The organism is Paenisporosarcina sp., assembly GCF_057785155.1.
Genome location: NZ_JBYNRN010000025.1, coordinates 51061 through 70568, shown reverse-complemented (window position 1 = coordinate 70568; position 19508 = coordinate 51061). Strand labels below are relative to the sequence as shown.

Below are 19508 nucleotides of genomic sequence, written 5' to 3'. Positions count from 1 at the left end.
ATTATTGTTCCTCCTTTTGAGATTCAATGATTCGCATAAAGCTTAGTATTTCAGTAGCGATAGATCGTCTTAGTTCTTGATAATGCATTGCGAAAAGTTCTAATCCCTCGCGTTGATAAATACGCATTGGATCTTCTTGTTGATATGAACGAAGTCCAATTCCTTCTTTTAGTCTCGTCATTGATTCTAAATGTTTTACCCATGTAGCATCAATGTATGAAAGCATTACCCTAGGGATAGTTGCCATTACTTGTTCGTTTTCTGAGAATGAGCCGATGAAGTTTTCTAGCTCTGATATAGGCTTAGCTAACACCTTATGAATATCTTTTGTCTTATTTAGTGATCGGCTTAACACTAGTTTTTCTGCAGAAAACTGATTAATTGATTGTTCAATTCTCTCAAAATCCCATTCTTCTTGAAGTGCATCTTCAGGGCAACTTTCACCCACAACATAATCCATAGTCTCAGCTAACATCACTTTTAGTTGAGTCAATAAATCTTCTTTTAGAAGAACACGATTTCTTAATGAATAAATGACTTTTCTTTGATCATTAATTACGTCATCAAGTTTTAAGTTATATTCTCTCATGGAGAAATGTGCACCTTCTACAATTCGTTGAGTACGGTCAGTCAGTTCATGGACTTCTTTATTCTGTACTTGCCCAAGAGAATCGGTTTTAAGTTTAATTTTAAATTTCTCAAGATCATCTTTCGCAAATCGTCTAAACATATCGTCTTCTAATGAAATGAAAAATTGACTTTCACCTGGATCTCCTTGTCGACCAGAACGTCCACGTAATTGATTGTCAATTCGACGGCTTTCATGTTTTTCTGTACCTAAGACAAATAACCCGCCAACTTCATCTACCCCATGACCCAGTTCAATGTCCGTTCCACGCCCCGCCATGTTCGTAGCAACCGTTATTTGGTTTAATTGACCAGCTTGAGAAATCAATTGAATTTCTTGTTCCACACTTTTTGCATTTAGTAGCTGATAAGATAGTCCAAGTTCGTCTAAATACTTAGCAACTTTTTCAGATTGTAATATTGAAGTAGTACCAATTAAAACAGGTTGTCCATTTGTATGACATGATTTTACTTCAAGAGCAACTGCTTTATATTTTTGGTCAATTGTTTCAAATACAATATCATCATGGTCAAATCTAATTTTTGGACGATTCGTAGGAACTTGAAGGACTTCCATTCCATAAACTTCTCTAAATTCTTGTTCTTGTGTTTTAGCTGTTCCAGTCATTCCGCATAGTAATGGGTACATACGGAAATAGTTTTGAATCGTAATTTGAGCCTGGGCTTTATTTTCTTCAGTAATTGTAACGCCTTCTTTAGCTTCGATCGCTTGGTGTAAACCATCTGAAAGAGTACGTCCTTCCATAATTCGACCTGTAAACATATCGACTAAATGAATTTTGTCATCCTTCACTATGTAATCCACGTCACGGTCAAACATAACATGAGCTCGGACTCCTTGAATCACATAATGATAAAGTGATTGATGTTCAAGCTCATATAAGTTCTCAACGCCGAAAGCGGCTTCTACTTTTTCAATACCCACGTCTGTAAGTGAAGTGGCTTTCGTTTCATCATCAAAATCATAATCGCGGTCTACGATAAAACGTTTTGCCAATCTCGCTGAAATCATATGCAAATCAGAATTAGCTTGCATTTTCCCTGCAACAATTAGAGGAGTTTTAGCTTCGTCGATTAATACACTATCGACTTCATCAATAATAGCGAAATGATATGGACGTTGAACTTTTTGCGTCATATCACCAACCATATTATCTCGTAGATAATCAAACCCAAACTCGGTACCTACACCATAGGTTATATCTGATTGATAGGCATCTTGTTTTTCATCTGGTTGCATTAATGGCAAATTTAAGCCTACTGTTAAACCTAAAAATCTGTGAATCTGACCAATTTGTTCAAAGTCACGTTTAGCAAGATATTCATTAACTGTGATAACATGAACACCTTTACCTTCAAGAGCTCGTACATATGAAGGTAGGGAAGCAACTAGTGTTTTTCCTTCACCAGTTGGCATTTCAGCTATGTTACCTTCAGTTAAGACTAACCCTCCGATTAATTGCACATCAAAATGGCGCATATGCAATACGCGTTTAGAAGCTTCTCTTACTACAGCAAACGCTTCAGGAATAATTGATTCGATTTTTTCGCCGTTAGAAATTCTCTGTTTGAACTGTTCAGTCATCTGTCGCAGTTCATTGTCCGTTTTAGAAGTATAGACTTTCTCTAATTTATTTATATGATCTACCGTTTTACGGTATTTTTTTAATTGTCGATCGGATGTTTCGTTTGACCGTTTGAAAATTGAATACATAGGTTTACGCCCCTTTAAATTCTAGACACTTGCTTATTTTAACAAATTTCGAATGAAAAAACCATGAAACATATTAGAAGTGAACTTCGTCTAAATAATTACGTGATTGATATAGATAATAATGGGATATTCTAATAGGAAGAAACGCTCATTGTTGACGAATCTTGTTTACGATTGGCAAAAACATGCTATAATACTATTGGATTCACATGCAAAGATGCATAGATTTAAGGAGGAAAGACATGCTATACCTAACTCTGGTTCTGGCATTTGTCGCTTCAATACTGTTAACTCCAGTGGTGAAGGCCATTGCGTTCCGTGTGGGCGCCGTTGACCGACCTAATTACAGAAAAGTACATGCACGAATTATGCCTCGCCTAGGCGGTTTAGCTATATTCGGTGCGTTTTTAATTGCGTATTTTATATTACAACCTGTTGATCCAGAAAATCCTTTAGCAGCACCATTTATTATAGGTGGGGCAGTTATGATTATCATTACGGGTGTTTTAGATGACATGTTTGAAATTACAGCGAAAGCAAAATTACTTGGCCAATTTATTGCTGCAGGAATTGTCGTCTACGGCGGATTGCAAATAGAATTTATTAATCTTCCATTTGGTGGCGTATTAGATTTTGGATATTTAAGTATTCCATTAACCATTTTATGGATAGTTGGTATCACTAACGCCATCAACTTAATTGATGGACTTGATGGTTTAGCAGCTGGTGTTTCAACTATTGCGTTAATCACTTTATCAGGGATGGCCTTGATGAAAGGCGACATGTTCGTTTTTTCGATGGCTGCCATTTTAGCAGCAAGTTCTGCTGGATTCCTCATTTATAATTTCCATCCAGCGAAAATTTTTATGGGCGATACTGGAGCGTTATTTTTAGGATATATGATTTCGGTACTTGCACTGTTAGGGTTTAAAAATATTACGGTTATTTCCTTAATCATTCCAGTCATTATGTTAGGAGTTCCAATTTCCGATACATTTTTTGCGATTGTTCGACGATGGAGATTGAAACAACCTTTATCAGCCCCTGATAAGTCCCATTTGCATCATTGTTTGCTGAATGTTGGATTTACTCATAGACAAACGGTGTTAATCATTTATGCTTTAGCCGCAATGTTTGGACTAGCTGCATTAATCTTCTCACAAGCAACTGTATGGGGAGCAATTTTGTTAATTGCAGTAATGCTCGTAGCAATCGAATTATTTGTGGAAGCAGTAGGATTAGCAGGGAAGAACTATCGGCCACTTATCAATTTTGTTAGAATGATTGGTAAATAAGATAAATAGAAAATGCACATTCCAATGATGTCACAATGGAATGTGCATTTTTTTATTTGAATATACTCGTGATGGTTTTTAATCATGTAGGAGAGTTTTTGGTCTTAATTGTGTTGGACTCATTCAGATAGGCTGCTTCCCACACGTTACTATACAGCGTTTAAAACTCTTGCAAATCGTCCAGGAGTCGCCTCACCTACTCTTAATTAATTGTTAGTTGATGGGGAAGCTGATTCAATTGATTCTTCATCAATAATTTCTAAATGACGTTTCAGTTTAAATTTCGTTTCTTCTAAATTCTGCTCGTCAAGTCTCCAATAATAACCTTGAGAGGTCCAATCATCAAAACCTTTTAAGGAAAGTGACTCAATATCAGGCATACCGCCTTTTAGATAAGAAACAAAAGAAGTCATGGTATCCATTGTCATATCAGTTTTCATATGTAGTCCAACTGCTTGTATAACATCATCATACTTAGTTATTGAGCCTGCGGAAGTTGCTTTTTCAACAAGACTTTGTAATAAAAGTTGTTGCCGTAGACCTCGTTCAATATCATTATCTATTTTTCGGGTACGAGCGAGGGCAAGTGCTTCACGACCATCTAATACATGTTTGCCTTTGGTTAATTTGACAGTGGACTTTTCATATTGATCTTTCTCTATAAAAGTAAAGGGCACTTCTGCTTCAATTCCTCCTAGCGCATCAACAACATCCACAAAGGCATCAAAATTCATTTTTACATAGTAATCAACTGGTACCTCTAATAAGTGTTCAATCGTTTCAATAGATGATTTGGCGCCACCATTTTGAAATGCATGATTAATCTTATCGTTATAACCTTTTGCTGGGATATATACTAAAGAGTCACGAGGAATACTTAATAATTTCACTGTTTTCTCTTGTTTATTTAAGGTTGCCAAAATAATTGCATCAGAGCGACTATTATCTTCACCTTGACTTCTTTTATCACTATCGTCGATGCCTAAAAAGAGAATGGAAGTTTGTTCTTTTGCTATAATGTCGTTGATAGCAGGAGAAGTAATCTTATTATTATCTAATGGCTCATAGGCGTTTAATGCCATAACTTCGATTTGCTTATGTAAATATACTCCATAGGCCGTAAAACAAATGATACTTGAAGCAATTAACATAAGAGAAATTTTAATTACTAAAGATTTATTCGACTGGTTAGTCGTTTTGTTGCGAAATTCTTTCCTTTTCATCCAAGTGCTCCTTAATATGTCGTTTTTTAAATTATACGATAATTTTGACACAAACGCTGGTATTTTTTACAATAAAAAAACTGACCTATATAGGTCAGTTTGAATAAGCATAATTAATTATCATCTTTTTTAGAAGCAAGTTCAGTTACGTCCGTCTCGCTGTCTGAGAAACTAGAGGAAGAGTCATCTATTCCTAGATGAGATTTAAGTATATCTCGCGTTTCTTCAAGACTTTCTTGATCGAGTAACCAATAGTAGGTACCTGTTGACATATCATCTGATCCCTCTAGAGTCAGTGTATCTACACGAGGTGCACCATCTTTTATATATTCAAAAAACGATTTCATTTCATCGAAAGACATATCTGTTTTCATATTATCTCCAACCGCATCAATTACATCACCATATTTAGTGAAAGAACTAGCAGAGGAAGCTTCTTTCATAATAGCTTGCAAAATCATTTGTTGACGTTTACCACGTTCAATATCATTATCTTGTTTACGTGTTCGTGCTAAAGCAAGTGCTTCCGCACCATCTAAATGTTGATAGCCTGGGAATAATTTAATGCTGTTATTATCGAGCGCATCTTTCTCATTAATTTCATAAGGGACATCCGCATCAATTCCTCCAAGTGCATCAACAACATCCACGAAAGCATCAAAGTTCATTCTTACATAGTAATCCACTGGAATCTCTAATAATTCTTCAACAGTTTCTATTGATACTCTAGTGCCTCCATTTGCATGGGCATGAGTAATTTTATCTTCATATCCCAGTTCAGGAATATAAACCAATGAATCCCGGGGAATACTCACTAACTTAACAGTCTTACTTTTATTATTTAAAGTAGCTAACATAAGTGCATCAGAACGACTATTAGAAGTTCCTTGATCCCTTTGTTCACTATCATCTATTCCAACAAATAAAATGGATACATTATCTTCTAATGGTTTAACAGCTTCTTCACGTAATTCTGACTTATTTCTATCGCCTAATGTTTCAAAAGCATTTCCTGCAGCCGTTTCAGCTTTTTTGTGAAGATATAAACCATATGCAGTCAAACTAATTAACATTGAAGATACGAGCATAATAGATATCTTTAAAATCAGTGACTTTGTTGACGATTTATGTGACACAGTTTGATATTCTCTACGTTTCATCCAAATTCTCCTCTGAGCAGGTTTAATCCTTGCTCGTTCAATAAGACGTCTGTATTTAAGATATGGTTTCATCCTTATCTACAGTACTCCTCATTATACAGCGTTTCTTTCATTCAGTAAAAGAAAAGTTTGTATCATTTAGATGACAAATTCGAGGAATTTTTCTTCAACGTGCTCAAAATCAGCTTGTCCATTCGTTATTTCTGTTATCCAACCTCTGAAAATATCTTCTTTAATAGCGGGAATGAAGACATATAATTCGACAGATTCAGCATATTCTATTCGATCGAGGGGGTATTCAGAACTGCGAATTTCATTTTCGACTTTACCTAACCAAGTGTAGTCAATTGAGACCTTCATAATATAATGCAATTTTCGTTCTACAACCTGTGCAGCGGAAATACCTTCTGTTGTCGCTTTTCCATAAGCGCGTATTAGTCCACCACCACCGAGTTTTATTCCGCCAAAGTACCTTGTCACTACTACCACCGTATCTTTTAAACCTTGTTTCTTCAGAACTTCCAACATAGGAAATCCAGCTGTACCGCTTGGTTCACCATCATCGTTGGCTTTTTGAATGTTGTCATGTTCACCAATCATGTATGCTGAACAGTTATGGTTAGCACTTTTGTGCTGGTTTTTGATATTATCAATAAAAGACTGTGCTTCTTGTTCAGTTTCTGCCCGGTTTACATAGGTAATAAAGCGGGATTTTTGTATAATTAATTCTGACTCACCGAAACCTTTTACCGTTTTGTAATCGTTTCGCAAACGCTTCACATCCTTACTGACATCTAGTTGTCATGCAATTTTAATATTTAAAAGTAGTGATAGTGCTATAATAAGTTTTAGCCCTTGCAGGAAAAAAGGCGTAGGTGACGAATGGTACATGTATGAATAAAAAGTCACCCATCAGACAATCGAGCAACAAAGGGGAATCATTATGTCTGGGAATCGAGTTGATATCAAGTCTTTGGATTATATATTTAGTCAAATGGTCGATACGATGGACCAGTCCAAAAATGATATCTTTATTATAAGTGAACAGAGCCGTCAAAGCTTTGAACAAATGAGAAAAGAATTAGAAATTGTTCGAGAAAATATTTCATTGGTTATTATTGAAGGCGATTTACTTGAAGAGAAGACAAGATTTTCGCGAACTAGATTAGCGGATGTATCAAAGCATTTCAATACTTTCTCTGAAGTTCAAGTTCGTGAGGCATATGAATTAGCGAATAATTTACAAATTAAATTGTCTATTAACCGGACGGAAGAAAAACAACTTCGTGAACGACGTGACGATTTGGAACGCCGATTGCAAGGGTTGCTCGAAACCATACAGCGAGCAGATCAACTCGTTACACAAGTGAATGTTGTCATGAATTATTTAACTTCTGATTTAAAAAATGTTGGACAAGCACTTGAAACGGCAAAATTAAAGCAAGATTTCAGCTTAAAAATTATTCAAGCACAAGAAGAAGAACGAAAACGATTATCCCGTGAGATTCATGATGGTCCAGCTCAAATGATGGCGAATGTATTGTTACGTTCAGATTTGATTGAGCGTACGTACCGAGAAAAGGGCGTCGAGAAGGCATTTGAAGAACTGGCCGATTTAAAAGTTATGGTTCGAAATGCACTTTCTGAAGTGCGTCGAATTATTTATGATTTGCGACCAATGGCATTGGATGATTTAGGATTAATTCCTACCCTCAAAAAATACTTAATGACTATCGAAGAATATAACATAGGGTGCGAAATACACTTCCAATCCATGGGTGAAGATCGACGAATCATTAGTAATTATGAGGTTGCCATTTTTCGATTAGTTCAGGAATCGGTGACGAACGCCACGAAACACGGGAGGTGTACTAGAATTTGGGTTAAGGTTGAATGGCGAAATGACGCTGTGAACATACTGGTGAAAGACAACGGATCCGGTTTTGATCCAACCTTAGTTCAAGACTCATCATTTGGATTGCTTGGGATGCGAGAACGCATTGATTTGATTAAAGGTGAGATGACTGTGACTTCTTCAGCAGGCAAAGGAACGACGATGATGTTTCGAATTCCATTAATAGAGGAAAAAGACAAATACTAAGATTGTGTCGATATAGGAGGAAATGACGATGACGAAAATTGTAATCATAGATGACCACCAATTATTCCGTGAAGGTGTAAAGCGGATTTTAGATTTTGAAGATTCATTTGAAGTATTAGCTGAAGGTGGAGACGGCGGAGACGCTATTGGCCTTTATGAAAAATATTCTCCAGACGTTATTTTAATGGACATTAACATGCCACGTAAAAACGGTGTGGAAGCAACTGGCGAATTAATGACACAATACCCAGAAGCTAAAGTAATCATGTTATCTATCCATGATGATGAATCATATGTAACACATGCTCTGAAAACTGGTGCACTTGGATACATGTTAAAAGAAATGGATGCAGATGCAATTGTTCAAGCAATCAAAGTTGTCGCAACAGGCGGATCTTACTTACATCCAAAAGTAACACGTAATTTAGTTGCTGAATTCCGTCGGTTAAGCGAACGTGAAAATAAAGGCAGCTTCCACCAATCAGAAATTCGTCGTCCTTTCCACTTGTTGACGAAACGCGAATGTGAAGTTCTTCAATTATTAACAGATGGTCAAAGTAACCGTATGATTGGTGAAACATTGTTCATCTCTGAAAAAACCGTTAAGAACCATGTATCTTCGATTTTGCAAAAAATGAATGTAAATGACCGTACACAAGCCGTTGTAACAGCTATTAAAAATGGCTGGGTTGAAGTGCGATAATAATTGTGGATCCGCTCACTTGTTGTGAGCGGATCTTTTTCGTTTATGTGTTTGAATCCCGTAAATTAGTATGCTAAACACGTAATATTGATTGCTAATCTCGTAAATTTGATACCTAATCCCGTAAAAATAATTGCTAATCCCGTAAAACAACGATTTTAAACAAACTAAGACTTCCAAAAATATCTTCTGCCTCTACCGTTACCAACCGGTACCAAGTTTAATCTCCTCAATAGATAGCTCGCAGCATCTTCATTCAAACTGAGGTACTCCATACACTCACGTGTAGTGATTGAATCCTTCCACAAATAAAACCAATCTTCTACCGCTTCCTTCTTCGCAAGTTTCGTCGGCTTTTTACAATTGGTACATTTTTTTTCATTCTTAATCGTCTTAAAACAATAGCTGCATATTAAACCTTTTCGAATTTGTTCATACTCAATTTGATATCGATTGCTTAAAGGTGGAGGGAAATAACTAGTTTGATATTCATTTATTAAACTCAACAGTTTGTCGAAAGTTTCCCGGGAAATAATTGGTTCTTTTTCGTTTAACTCTTCGATATAGCTACTGATGTCGCATCCCATAATAATTTTGGCGAATTTAGGTGGGAGGGCTACATGATTTTTGGAGTAGGGTAGCACGATATAGCTGTGAATAGGTAATAAAACGCCATGCTTCTCTAACCACATGTTTAGTCTTTTTACATTTCTGTTTAGTTGTTGTTCAGGGCATTTTAGTGGGGTAATGACGCCGTCGACATCTTTTAAAAGTTGTGGGGGATTTGATTGGAACATAAGCTTGCCTTTAATCGTCTTTATTTCCAACACACAGATATATGACTGAGTAATAATCAATGTATCGATGGAAATGAAGGATTGGGCATCACATTTTAAATTAACTTCTTTTAAAATGGCATAGGGTTCTGCAAACCCGACCTATTTTAGGAAGCGATCGACCTGACATTCGCCATTATAGCCGGCTCTCGTCATATCGATTTTAGATAAGATATCGTGTCGGGATGGATGCTCAGAGGGAAGTCGATGTAAAACTCTTGTGTATGCGTGAATTATAGATGGTTCGGTTCGTGCGAAGTCGATTTTTGAAACACTCCTTTAGTAGAATTTAGGAGAAAATAGGGGTGTTTTCAACATAGCATGTTCAAATAAATTTCACAAGTCAATAATCGTTGAGTTTCGCGCATGAATATGCCAAAATTAATAACCGAGTAGGAGGACGAGAATTGATGAAATATCCATATATACTTTTATTAACAATGACTGCAATTTTATTGACGGCATGTAGCAATGATGAGTCGACAAATTCCGGCTCCGTTAACGACGGAGAATCCCCAAATGAAAGCAATGCCTTAGAACATGGTGTGACGGATCAAGGCGAAGTTGGCTTTGAAATGGCTGGCGGCAAAATTGAGGAAGCGACGAATGTTCCAGAAGAACAAAGACAAGCGATCCTCTCGGCTTTCGACACATACATGAAAGCCTTCAATGATGAAGACGTTGAAACCTATATGTCTGTCATTGCGAAGGAACCTGAAGGGTTCGAGTATGCAGAAGAAGAACAATTAGTTCGCAAAACTTTCAAAGAATATAATGTTGATCGAACTGCTGATAATATCACATTAATAAAATACGATAAGAACCAGGCGCAAGTATTTGCTAATTTCGATATTTCGATGGTGCAAGAATCGAGTGGGGCGGAATTAGATCGCTCCGGTCGTCAAGTGACTGTCTTTACGAATGAAGATGGTGAGTGGAAAGTGACAAGTGTGTTCTTTATTGGCGATAAAGTTGAATAAACTGCTGGACACCATGATGAGAAAGTTTCATTATGGTGTTTTTTATAACTCATGCTAAACTGAAAATAGGAATGAGGTCAATCCACATTTGGAGGGATGCTCATGAACGAAATCCGAGAATTTTTAACAGGTCGCATGTGGCTGCGCGAACATACCCCGTTTTCGCGAGAAGACATAGACAATGAAATTAACCAAGGGAATATAACCCCCTACCCAGGCATTCAGTCGAGTGTCAAAACCCTTTTTACATTTACTTATCAATCAAACAGTTGTCGTCGCTGCGGCAATTACCAACTAACTCCATTTAACTGTGCCAAATGCGAAGGTCCGTGTCTTTATTGTCGAAATTGTATTCGTATGGGCAGAATTAGTCGGTGCACAGATTTAATATCTTGGACAGGACCTTCATTGGAAATAAAACAGAAGGTCGTTTTTGCATGGAATGGAACATTTACACTTGATCAACAGCGAGCTTCTGATGAATTAATACGAAGTGTGAAGTCAAATGAATCACATCTGATTCATGCGGTTTGTGGAGCGGGAAAGACAGAGTTACTGTTTCCTGTCATTGCGGAGTTATTGAAGGAAGGGAAACGAGTATGTGTTGCGACACCTCGAACGGATGTCGTGCTCGAGTTGGCTCCACGATTTAAGAAAGTTTTCCCTGAGACTGTGATACATGCCTTATATGGAGGAGCAATAGACCAAAAAGGTTTTGCACAATTGATCATAGCGACCACTCACCAGCTGTACCGATTTGAGAATGCGTTTGATGTCATTTTTGTCGATGAAGCGGATGCTTTTCCGTATTCAATCGACAAATCACTTGAATATGCTGTGAATAAAGCAAAGAAACTTGATACGGCTGTTCACTATATTACTGCTACGCCATCGAAGGAACTTCTGAGAGATGTAAAGAATAAGTCAGTCATATCAATTCGATTCCACGGCCACCCTTTACCTGTCCCTCGGTTTGAACCGTTATGGAATTATACGAAGCAGATAAAGAAAGGGAAGTACCCAAGTAAATTAAGGGTGTGGATGGAAGAAAGAATGAATAACCAGGAACCATTTCTTATTTTCTTTCCGACGATTGATTTAATGATGCAGGCATCCATTTTATTCGAAAATATTCCTTCTGTTCATGCCGAAGACCCCCAAAGAAAAGAAAAAGTATTAATGCTGCGAAATAAACAAGTGCCTGGACTTCTTACAACAACCATTTTAGAAAGAGGGATTACGATCGAGAAACTTCACGTGGCAGTGGTTGGAGCTGATGAATCCATTTTTTCAAGCAGTGCTTTAATTCAAATCTGCGGAAGAGTAGGACGGTCAAGTGAATTTCCAACTGGCGATATCGTGTTTTTCCATCAAGGGATTTCGAATGAAATGGATGAGGCGAAGTATTTAATCGAAGAACATAATAAGGTGAAGAAATGAATTGCCTTATTTGCAATAACGAATTTTTAGAAAAGCCCTCATGGACATCACTATTCATGATTAGACAGCCTCAAGTAATTTGTGATAAATGCCAAAATAAGTTTGAACAAGCTGAAATGAAAGATTATCGCAAAGACTGGGAAGACACTATGTTTGAGGGTTCCTTAGACTCATTAATTTCAATTTATTCCTATAACGAATTCATGAAAGATGTTCTCCATCAATACAAGTTTCTCCAGGATGTTGAGATGGCTAAAATATTTCGTGAAGATTTTGTCCATTTGAAATCAGAAACGACAATGATTGTTCCCATCCCCATGCATCCAGAAAAACTGAAGGAAAGGACTTTTGCCCATATAGATGAATTACTAATTGCAGCAGATATTACATTTACACAACCACTCCAGAAGATTATGAACACGACGCAAGGAAAGAAGTCGAAACAAGAACGTATGCAATCAGAGATTTTATTCGCACTAACAGAAAGTGTTGCTGGAAAATCCATTCTATTAATAGACGATTTGTACACCACCGGCACCACCTTGCACCATGCTGCATGCATATTAAAGCAAGCTGGAGCTACTAAAGTAAGTGCTCTTACCTTAGTGCGTGTGTAAATTCATCTTGTCCAAAATCATTCCTCCGAGTACAATGTTCCTAACAACCATCTACACCAGGAGGCGTTCAACATGGGGGAATTAAGAAATTGTCCAACTTGTAATGATTTTTTCAATTACACGGGGATGCGTGATGTGTGTGCAAAATGTGCTAATATCGAGGAACAACAATATGAAACAGTTTATAAATTTTTGCGGAAGCGTGAAAATCGTGCGGCGAATATAGAACGAATCTGTGAAGTAACTGGCGTTAAAGAATCTCTTTTACATAAGTGGGTTCGAAAAGGAAGACTGCAGCCGGCATTGTTCCCAAACCTTGGTTATCCATGTGATAACTGTGGGAAGTTAACTACAAGTGGGAAGCTTTGTGAAAATTGTACATCGAATTTAAAAGCAGACTTAAGAACATTTGACGCAGCTAAAGACTTCCGTGATAAAGTTGCCAATCAAGATAAAGGAACATACCATTCAGAGCGCAAATAATAATTCGATGGCGATGTTTGCCATCGTTTTTTTGTGGAATGCTAAATTTATATAGACCATTTTGTCTACAGTTATTTTTCCTTCAAAAGACCCTTAACAATTCATTAAATCAGCCGAAATAGTAAGTAGACACTCATAAAAGGAAGGAGACCATTATGAAAATAAACAATGTAGGCGTGAACGCCGTCAATCCATATAAACGTCAAGCACAAAAGCTAGATGCTGCTGAACAAACGAAAAAACAATCAGCTGATCAATTGCAAATTTCATCAGTAGCGAAAGAATTGCAGTCTTCATCATTCGCAACGGAACGTGCTGAACGCATTCAACAATTAAAAGTAGATATCGAATCAGGTAACTACAAAGTTGATGCGAAGCAAGTTGCAGGAGATTTACTTGCATTTTACCGCAAATAAAATGACCGCCTTCTAATTTACGCTGGCGGTCCATTTTCTGTATATGACTAAAGGAGTTTTTTCCATGTCGATTGATACGATCATTCAAACGTTAGACAACTTAGAAAAACTACACAAAAGTTTGCTTGAACTTGCCTATAAGAAAACTGAGTTCATCAAAACTGGAGACATGGATAGTCTCGATCAACTGCTCAAGGACGAGCAGGCGCACATAGCGGCAATTTCACAACTTGAACAACAGCGTCAGGCAGTGGTAACGGATTACCTTCGAGCAAAAGGAATTGCTCCTTCTGACACACCAACTGTTAAGGAAGTAATGGAAGCAGCTGAGTCGCCATCTGATCAAGAACAACTCAAAATTTCTCGTAATCGACTGTTACTAACCGTCGACCAACTGAAATTCCAAAATGACTTAAACCAAAAACTAACTTACCAGTCTTTGCAATTTGTCAATTTAACACTAGACATGTTGAAACCACGTCCGGAAGAAATTAATTACTCTCGAAATGAAACAAAAGGTAACAAGGTAAACAAAGAGAAAACCTATTTCGATTCACAAGTCTAAGGAGGCGACACCATGCGCAGTACGTTTATGGGTCTTGAAGCAAGCAAACGCGGTCTTTTCACACAACAAACCGCCTTATATACAACGGGTCACAATATTTCTAATGCCAACACAGCTGGTTACTCACGTCAACGCGTGAACATGCAACCAACACTTGGATTTCCTGGAACAGGTCTAAACGCTCCAATGACACCTGGCTTTATTGGAACTGGAGTGGAAGCGGGTTCAGTCCAACGAATTCGTGACACATTTACAGACAGTCAATTCAGACAAGAGTCAAACAAATTAGGTTACTGGGAATCAAGATCTCAAGCTATCTCTCAAATGGAAGACGTTCTAAACGAACCATCTGATTATGGTTTAGCAAAATCGATGGATGAGTTCTGGAAATCCCTTCAAGATTTAAGTGTTAACCCTGAAAACGGTGGAGCACGGGCAGTAGTCGTTCAACGAGGAATCGCAGTTGCGGATTCATTCAACTACATGCATAAATCGATTACAGAAATAAAAGACAATGCTGCAAAAGAAATCGGCATTTCACTTAATAACGTCAACTCAATTCTAGAACAAATTGGAGACTTAAACCGGCAAATCACAGCAATCGAGCCAAATGGCTATATGCCAAATGATTTATATGATGCTCGTGATAACTTACTAGACGAGTTAGGGCAGTTCTTCCCAATTGAGACTTCTAATTCTCCTTCAGGTGGTAATGCTTTGAAGGTTGCTGAAGGATCAGTGACGGTTTCAATTAAGTTGAAAAATGGTGATTTACTTAAAGTAGTTGATGGTAAAGATTTTGCTCAGCTTAGAAATTCAGGTGCCAGTTCTACTGATGGTGTAACACCTACTTCAGCGGTAGAAGGTTTCCATTTAGTACAGATTGATGCTAGTGGAAATGAAGTTTTTGTTGACGGAAACATGTCACCATCTGTAAAAGATGTTCAGGACATTTTAGAGTTCAGTGATTTAGGTAAAATTAAGTCGCTGGCAAACTCTTATGGATATATGGATAATTCTGCAACACCAGTTGAAAAGGGTTTATTCCCAGAAATGATAGCGAAATTAAATACAATGGCAGGTGCATTCGCAGAAGAGTTTAATAAAATTCATATGGGCGATACAACAGATCCAGCTAATTATCCAGCTGGCTCAGACATTAATGGTCGCCCTGGTGAAGCGTTTTTTGTTAGTAATAATGCAAATCCATTAAATGCCGGTAATATTTATGTTTCGGCAAATATTATTAGTGATCCAGGTAAAGTAGTTGCTTCAGACTCTGCACCAGTCGCTCCTCCAGGTGTGGCTAACCCAGAACCAGGTAATGGAAAATTTGCTTTAAAATTAGCGAATATGAAATTTGTTAATTTGTCAGATTTAGGAAATGTGAATACTCAAACATATTTCCAAAGCATCATTGGTCAATTAGGTGTCGACGGACAACAAGCTTCACGCTTAATGTTCAATACTGCTACTCTTCAACAAGCGGTTGCTGAACGTCGTGCTTCAGTTAGCTCCGTATCTTTGGATGAAGAAATGACGAATATGATTACATTCCAACAAGCATATAACGCTTCTGCTCGTATGATTACTGTAGTAGATGAAACCTTAGATAAAATCATTAACGGCATGGGCCGTGTCGGAAACTAATAGGGGGTCCAACCAATGCGCGTAACACAATCAATGCTTTCAGGTAATATGCTTAGAAATTTGTCTAATAGTTATTCAAAGATGGGTGAGTTGCAAAACCAAATTACTACTGGTAAAAAAGTAAATAGACCTTCAGATGATCCAGTAGTAGCAATGAAGGGAATCGGACTACGTTCTGCTCTTGATAAAGTAGAACAATTTCAACGTAATCTTGGAGAGGTTCATAACTTATTAGATAGTTCGGACGATGCTTTAGATAAGGTTGGTTCAGCTATGCAACGAGTTAATGAACTTATGGTCCAAGCATCAAGTGATACATCTACAACTGATGACCGGAAGAAGATTGAAAGTGAAATCGCTCAAATTCGCAGTCATATCCAAAATATTGCTAATACAAAAGTTGGAGACAAATATATCTTCAGTGGTACAAGCACTACTTCGCCATTATTTGATGGTACTGGATATCCCGCTGGACCGACAGCCGTTACAGATCCGTTGAAGAAACATATAGAAATTGAAATTTTCGATGGAGTAACAATGAAAGTTAATACAAACGGCATTGATGTATTTAGAGATATTGACAAAATGTTGGGTGACATTTCGACAAAAATGCAAGCAGGTACTGCATCTGGAAGTGAATATTCTGCTTACCTTACTGATATCAGTGATCAAATGAATGTGGTTTTAACAACTAGAGCGGACATTGGTGCTCGACAAAATCGTGCTGAACTAATGGATAATCGTTTGGATTCTCAAAGTGTCATTGCTACGAAGCAAATGTCTGAAAATGAAGACATTGATTACGAAAAGTCTATCACTGAGATGATCACACAAGAATCTGTTCATCGTGCAGCGTTGTCAGTAGGAGCTAAAATTATTCAACCCTCATTAGCAGACTTTTTACGTTAAAATAAAAAAGCGCCATACGCATTATTGCGTAGGCGCTTTTTAAAAAGAGGTGAATCAAATGGATATACCAAGATTAAATGTACAAACAACAAAAGGGTTACTTGGTCTATCGACTACTAAACCAATTCAAAGACTAACACAGCAACCAGCGACACTATCAATTGAACAACCTAATGCTATACAAACGTTCCGTACTACTAAATCACAGTTCAATATTGATAGCACACAAGCTCGTGCTGACGTAGATTTAAAAAGCTCCTTTAAGAGATGGGAAGAAGTAGCAAGTTATAGTAGACAGACTGTATCTGATGGGACTGCTCGACGAGCTATGGAAGGTTCTGAAATGATGCGAATAGAAAATGGCAGCAATGCTTTTGCTTCAATTGCTCAACGGTCGGGACGACAAATGAAAGATCTGGGAATAAAATTCATACCATCATACGGAAGTGTAAAAGTAAGCTTTACACCTGGTAAAGTTGATGTTCAAACAGAGCAACAAAAACCAATTGTATCTGCTCAAACAAATAAACCTACACATGAATACAAACCAGGTAAAGTAACAGCTGAAATGCTACAGTACCCATCCATTGATATTTCATGGTAATAGAGGAGGATTAATATGAAAATACAAACCGCATTTTTAGGTGAAATCGAAATTGATGATTCACAAACTTTTTACTTTGAACATGGACTTCCTGGTTTTGAAGAAGAACAAAAATTCGCATTGATTCCGTTAGAAGACGATGCTGTCTATCAAGTATTACAGTCAGTCAATAATGCTCAAATAGCTTTTGTAACCGTAAATCCATTTGTATTTACAAATTATAATTTTGATTTAGATGAAAGCACAGTCCATTCTCTATCAATTACATCGAATGAAGATATTGCGATACTAACTATTGTTACAGTAAAGGAACCTTTTTCAGAATCGACATTGAATTTGAAGGCACCTATTGTAATCAATATGAAGTTAAAAAAAGCAAAACAAACGATCATTGAAAAATCAGATTTTCCACTAAGACATCCAATTTCACAAGGAAAAGGGTGATTACATGCTTATCTTAACAAGAAAAATCGGCGATTCTATATGGATTAATGACGAAATAGAAATCATCATTAGCGAAGTTAAAGGAGACCAAGTTAAAATAGGAATCAATGCACCACGCACAATGGAAATTCTTCGAGGTGAATTAAGAACAGAAGTTTCTAATGCAAACGCTGAAGCTTTATCAACTAAATTACCTAACTTTAAAAAAATCTAAAATTATTTTAAAAATACTATTAAACTATTGAAACTAACTCCGATACTATTATTGTAACAGTAGAATGCGGGGTTCGGCCGACTCGGTCTCTACTAATTACATATCCGCTCACAAGGACGTGAGCAACACACATTCAAGGAGGAAAACAAAAATGAGAATTAATCACAATATCGCAGCACTTAACACACACCGCCAATTAAATGGTGCGACAAATGCACAATCAAAATCAATGGAAAAATTAGCTTCTGGTCTTCGTATCAACCGTGCTGGAGATGACGCTGCTGGTTTAGCAATTTCTGAAAAAATGCGTGGACAAATTCGCGGTTTGGATCAAGCTAGCAAGAACTCACAAGATGCTATCTCACTTATCCAAACAGCTGAAGGCGCATTAAACGAAACACATGATATTTTACAACGTATGCGTGAATTAGCTACTCAAGCTTCAACAGATACTAATACAACTTCAGATCGTGGAGAAATCCAAAAAGAAATTGATTCTTTGACTTCTGAAATCAACCGTATTGGTAATACAACTGAGTTCAATACTCAAAAACTACTTAATGGTGAAAAAGACGATGCAACATTAGCTACATCTGCTAGTCTTACAGGTACTGGGGTTGCAGGCGCTGTAACAACTGGTGGAGTATTAAATCTTGAAATTGATGGCACAGTTGTCGATGTTACAATTACGGATGCTGATACAGCAGCCACAGTAGTTACTTCAATTAACACTGCAGCAAATACTGCACTAGGAACAACAGGTCTAACCTATGCTGCAATTGATGGTAACGGAGCATTGGATCTTAATTCTTTAACGAGTGGTGATACTTCTTCTGTAGAAGTCCTTGGAGCATCAGCTGGAACAGCTTTGGCAGACTTAAATCTTTCTGTATCTAGTGCATCTGGTACTGATGCTGGTGCAGGATTACAATTCCAAATTGGGGCTAATGAAAACCAAAGCTTGACACTTGAAATTTCTGATATGCGTGCAAGCGCTCTTCAATTAACAGGATCTGGAGCTGGATATACAACAGTTACTAATGTAAGCAATGGTACTGATTCTGCGGGTACTGAGTCTGGACTTGATGTTTCAAACGCTACAAATGCATCTGCAGCAATTACAAAAATCCAATCAGCGATTGATAGTGTTTCAGCGGAACGCTCTAAATTGGGAGCTAACCAAAACCGTCTAGAACATACTATCAACAACTTAGGTACATCTGCAGAGAACCTAACTGCAGCAGAATCTCGTATCCGTGATGTTGATATGGCGAAAGAAATGATGACTCAAACTAAGAACTCAATTCTTTCTCAAGCTGCACAAGCTATGTTAGCTCAAGCTAATCAACAACCACAAGGCGTTCTTCAATTATTACGTTAATTTAAACACTTTTTAAATGGAGGACCTTAGATAATTTCCTAAGGTCCTTTTTTGTATAGACTTTCAGGTACATAATGGTATTGAATAAGAGCAACGAAATATGCAAGATGGGATTTAACTAATTC

The 19508-nt window shown here is 37.3% G+C and carries 20 protein-coding genes; 15 read left to right on the top strand and 5 right to left on the bottom strand.

The window, feature by feature from the left end; genetic code table 11:
* Position 1: 1 nt before the first annotated feature.
* Complete coding sequence (gene secA2, locus AC3EA5_RS10550) at positions 2-2362, bottom strand: accessory Sec system translocase SecA2 (protein ID WP_488608301.1); 2361 nt, start codon at positions 2360-2362, stop codon at positions 2-4.
* Positions 2363-2604: 242 nt separating this feature from the next.
* Here secA2 and AC3EA5_RS10545 point away from each other — a divergent pair, with 242 nt between their 5' ends.
* Positions 2605-3657, top strand: a complete 1053-nt coding sequence (locus tag AC3EA5_RS10545; RefSeq protein ID WP_488608300.1) for a glycosyltransferase family 4 protein — start codon at positions 2605-2607, stop codon at positions 3655-3657.
* A gap of 206 nt (positions 3658-3863) precedes the next feature.
* Here AC3EA5_RS10545 and AC3EA5_RS10540 read toward each other — a convergent pair whose 3' ends face one another.
* The 3 genes from AC3EA5_RS10540 to AC3EA5_RS10530 all read right to left on the bottom strand — a co-directional run bounded on the left by AC3EA5_RS10540 (position 3864) and on the right by AC3EA5_RS10530 (position 6811).
* Positions 3864-4880 (bottom strand): LCP family protein, encoded by a 1017-nt coding sequence (locus tag AC3EA5_RS10540; protein WP_488608299.1) that lies wholly within the window; start codon positions 4878-4880, stop codon positions 3864-3866.
* A 113-nt stretch (positions 4881-4993) separates the two neighbouring features.
* Entirely contained in the window at positions 4994-6040 is a 1047-nt protein-coding gene (locus tag AC3EA5_RS10535; protein ID WP_488608298.1) for an LCP family protein, read from the bottom strand.
* A gap of 138 nt (positions 6041-6178) precedes the next feature.
* Positions 6179-6811 (bottom strand): YigZ family protein, encoded by a 633-nt coding sequence (locus AC3EA5_RS10530; protein ID WP_488608297.1) that lies wholly within the window; start codon positions 6809-6811, stop codon positions 6179-6181.
* 172 nt (positions 6812-6983) lie between these two features.
* Between AC3EA5_RS10530 and AC3EA5_RS10525 the strand changes: the two genes are divergently transcribed.
* On the top strand, positions 6984-8141 hold the full coding sequence (locus tag AC3EA5_RS10525; protein ID WP_488608296.1) for a sensor histidine kinase: 1158 nt from the start codon (positions 6984-6986) through the stop codon (positions 8139-8141).
* 28 nt (positions 8142-8169) lie between these two features.
* The gene (locus tag AC3EA5_RS10520; RefSeq protein ID WP_488608295.1) at positions 8170-8844 is read left to right on the top strand and encodes a response regulator; all 675 of its coding nucleotides are present in this window, start codon (positions 8170-8172) and stop codon (positions 8842-8844) included.
* A 167-nt stretch (positions 8845-9011) separates the two neighbouring features.
* Here the strand turns inward: AC3EA5_RS10520 and AC3EA5_RS10515 are convergent, their stop codons facing one another.
* A complete protein-coding gene (locus tag AC3EA5_RS10515) occupies positions 9012-9758 on the bottom strand; it encodes a nuclease-related domain-containing protein (RefSeq protein ID WP_488608347.1) in 747 nt (248 codons plus the stop codon).
* 332 nt (positions 9759-10090) lie between these two features.
* On the opposite strand from AC3EA5_RS10515, the gene AC3EA5_RS10510 reads away from it, so the two are divergent.
* The 12 genes from AC3EA5_RS10510 (at position 10091) to AC3EA5_RS10455 (ending at position 19383) form a co-directional block, all read left to right on the top strand.
* A complete protein-coding gene (locus tag AC3EA5_RS10510; RefSeq protein WP_488608346.1) occupies positions 10091-10660 on the top strand; it encodes a nuclear transport factor 2 family protein in 570 nt (189 codons plus the stop codon).
* A 102-nt stretch (positions 10661-10762) separates the two neighbouring features.
* Positions 10763-12100 carry an ATP-dependent helicase ComFA gene (locus AC3EA5_RS10505; protein ID WP_488608294.1) on the top strand — a complete coding sequence of 446 codons (1338 nt, stop codon included), beginning with the start codon at positions 10763-10765 and terminating at the stop codon, positions 12098-12100.
* A 56-nt stretch (positions 12101-12156) separates the two neighbouring features.
* Positions 12157-12717, top strand: a complete 561-nt coding sequence (locus tag AC3EA5_RS10500) for a ComF family protein (protein ID WP_488608293.1) — start codon at positions 12157-12159, stop codon at positions 12715-12717.
* A gap of 72 nt (positions 12718-12789) precedes the next feature.
* Positions 12790-13200, top strand: coding sequence for a TIGR03826 family flagellar region protein (locus tag AC3EA5_RS10495; RefSeq protein WP_488608292.1), 411 nt, complete (start codon positions 12790-12792; stop codon positions 13198-13200).
* A 155-nt stretch (positions 13201-13355) separates the two neighbouring features.
* Positions 13356-13616 carry a flagellar biosynthesis anti-sigma factor FlgM gene (gene flgM / locus AC3EA5_RS10490; RefSeq protein ID WP_488608291.1) on the top strand — a complete coding sequence of 87 codons (261 nt, stop codon included), beginning with the start codon at positions 13356-13358 and terminating at the stop codon, positions 13614-13616.
* 64 nt (positions 13617-13680) lie between these two features.
* Positions 13681-14181: a flagellar protein FlgN gene (locus tag AC3EA5_RS10485; protein ID WP_488608290.1), complete on the top strand. Its 501-nt coding sequence runs from the start codon at positions 13681-13683 to the stop codon at positions 14179-14181.
* A gap of 12 nt (positions 14182-14193) precedes the next feature.
* Positions 14194-15831, top strand: coding sequence for a flagellar hook-associated protein FlgK (gene flgK, locus AC3EA5_RS10480; RefSeq protein ID WP_488608289.1), 1638 nt, complete (start codon positions 14194-14196; stop codon positions 15829-15831).
* 15 nt (positions 15832-15846) lie between these two features.
* Positions 15847-16740, top strand: a complete 894-nt coding sequence (gene flgL, locus AC3EA5_RS10475) for a flagellar hook-associated protein FlgL (protein WP_488608288.1) — start codon at positions 15847-15849, stop codon at positions 16738-16740.
* 58 nt (positions 16741-16798) lie between these two features.
* On the top strand, positions 16799-17344 hold the full coding sequence (locus tag AC3EA5_RS10470) for a DUF6470 family protein (RefSeq protein WP_488608287.1): 546 nt from the start codon (positions 16799-16801) through the stop codon (positions 17342-17344).
* Positions 17345-17359: 15 nt separating this feature from the next.
* A complete protein-coding gene (gene fliW / locus AC3EA5_RS10465; protein ID WP_488608286.1) occupies positions 17360-17788 on the top strand; it encodes a flagellar assembly protein FliW in 429 nt (142 codons plus the stop codon).
* Between the two features lie 4 nt (positions 17789-17792).
* Positions 17793-18002 carry a carbon storage regulator CsrA gene (gene csrA / locus AC3EA5_RS10460; protein WP_488608285.1) on the top strand — a complete coding sequence of 70 codons (210 nt, stop codon included), beginning with the start codon at positions 17793-17795 and terminating at the stop codon, positions 18000-18002.
* A gap of 151 nt (positions 18003-18153) precedes the next feature.
* Complete coding sequence (locus AC3EA5_RS10455; RefSeq protein ID WP_488608284.1) at positions 18154-19383, top strand: flagellin N-terminal helical domain-containing protein; 1230 nt, start codon at positions 18154-18156, stop codon at positions 19381-19383.
* Positions 19384-19508: the final 125 nt, after the last annotated feature.